General features: G+C 66.6%; 2 protein-coding genes and 1 pseudogene. 2 read left to right on the top strand and 1 reads right to left on the bottom strand.

Going from position 1 to position 1,555, the window contains the following annotated elements:
- Positions 1 to 53: 53 nt before the first annotated feature.
- A protein-coding gene (locus ACFV20_RS36870; protein WP_107427493.1) for an IS5 family transposase occupies positions 54 to 871 on the bottom strand; the annotation gives its coding sequence in 2 pieces (ribosomal slippage) (positions 54 to 529 and positions 529 to 871; 819 coding nt in all).
- A gap of 261 nt (positions 872 to 1,132) precedes the next feature.
- Between ACFV20_RS36870 and ACFV20_RS36865 the strand changes: the two genes are divergently transcribed.
- Positions 1,133 to 1,366: an antitoxin MazE7 gene (locus ACFV20_RS36865; protein WP_073772008.1), complete on the top strand. Its 234-nt coding sequence runs from the start codon at positions 1,133 to 1,135 to the stop codon at positions 1,364 to 1,366.
- Between the two features lie 4 nt (positions 1,367 to 1,370).
- Positions 1,371 to 1,555 (top strand): annotated as a pseudogene (locus ACFV20_RS36860) (toxin Doc); the annotation flags it as partial.

The raw sequence follows: 1,555 nt of genomic DNA, 5'->3' as shown, positions 1-1,555 counted from the left end.
TGCTAGAGCAGATCTCACGGTCAGAGTTCAAAAACACCTACATAGACCGTGTCCTATGTGGTGAGGCGGACGAGTCGTTTGTAGCAGCAGATGGCTGCGGCGAGGCCGAGAAAGGCCAGGTAGTTGCGGGGATGGCGTTCGTAGCGATGGTTGAGCCGGCGGTAGCCGGTCAGCCAGGACATGGTCCGCTCGATCACCCACCTGCGGCGCCCGAGTCGTTCACTGGACTCGATGCCCTTGCGCGCGATGCGGACGCCGATGCGTTTCCCGCAGAGCCATTTCCGCATCTCAGGGACGTCATAGGCCTTGTCGGCGTGCAGGCGCTGGGGCTTGAAATAGCGGCCGCGGTGGGGGTCGTGTCTCGTTTGGTGGCCGAGAACCATGGGCTTCAAGGCCTGGCTGTCGTGGGTGTTGGCGGCCGAGAGGCCGACGAGGAGGGGCAGGCCGTTCGCGTCCGACAGGACGTGCATCTTGGAACCCGCTTTGCCCCGGTCCACGGGGCTCGGGCCGGTGAGTTCACCCCCTTTTTCGCCCTCACATGGGCCGAGTCGAGGACCGCTCTGGACAGGTCGAGCAGGCCGGCGTCGTCGAGGCGGTGCAGGATCTCCTCGTGCAGCCGCGCCCACACTCCGGCACGCGACCAGATCAGGAACCGGCGATGGGCCGTCGACTTCGATATCCCGAAGCAGGGCGGCAAGGCCCGCCAGGCGCAGCCGCTGACCAGCACGTAGATGATCGCGGCGAACAGCGTCTCATCAGGCGTGTCCTGCGTCCCGCCGCCCTGCGGCCGCACCCTGGACGGCGGGATCAGCGGCTTCGCGATCTCCCACAGCCCATCCGGAACAATCCAACTCCACGTACTCCGCCCCATGACCAGCCCAACGACCGCCTCACCACATAGGACACGGTCTTAGGCGCTGTCCGGCGGACCGCGGACGGAGCCATGATCGGACTGCCGTTGCGGGGCTGTGCTGTGGGAGACGCGGGTCCTCTTATCGTCACGGGCAGGGACCACGCGGGAGTTCTTTAGTCGGTTGGTGGTCCGCTCGACCTCGTTGCGGCATCTCGGTCGGTGCCACGCCTTTCCCTCTGGGCGGCAGCCAAGGAGTATCCCTCTGGGTATGCTGAGGTTATGGCTGATACCACTGTCAAGATCGACACGGAAACGCGGGACCGTTTCGCCGCCGTCGCCGCCGCCCGCGGACAGACCGTCAAGGGCTACCTCGCCGACCTGGCGATAGAAGAGCTGAACCAGGTCGCACTGGGGCACGCGACGAACTCCTTCCGGGCCGCCGTGACGCGTCCCGGAGTCGCGGAAGCCTTCGACCGTGATTTCGGCGGCCTCCCCCAGCACCGGGTGGCCTGACGCCTTGGACCTTCACGTCGACATCCGCTGGCTCCTCGACCGCCAGGAGGAGCTGCTCGGCAAAGAGCTGACCGTGCGGGACTACTCCGCCCTGGTCGCCGCCGTCGCCCGCCACCGGGTCAACACGCCCAGCCTGGAAGAGGGTGCGCCTGACGCTTTCTGGCGGGCGGCGGCCCTGCTGGAGCAGAT

This window comes from Streptomyces sp. NPDC059696 (assembly GCF_042733745.1).
GTDB lineage: Bacteria > Actinomycetota > Actinomycetes > Streptomycetales > Streptomycetaceae > Streptomyces.
The sequence above is the reverse complement of the archived record's forward strand: the minus strand, read 5'-3'. Positions and strand labels throughout refer to the sequence as shown.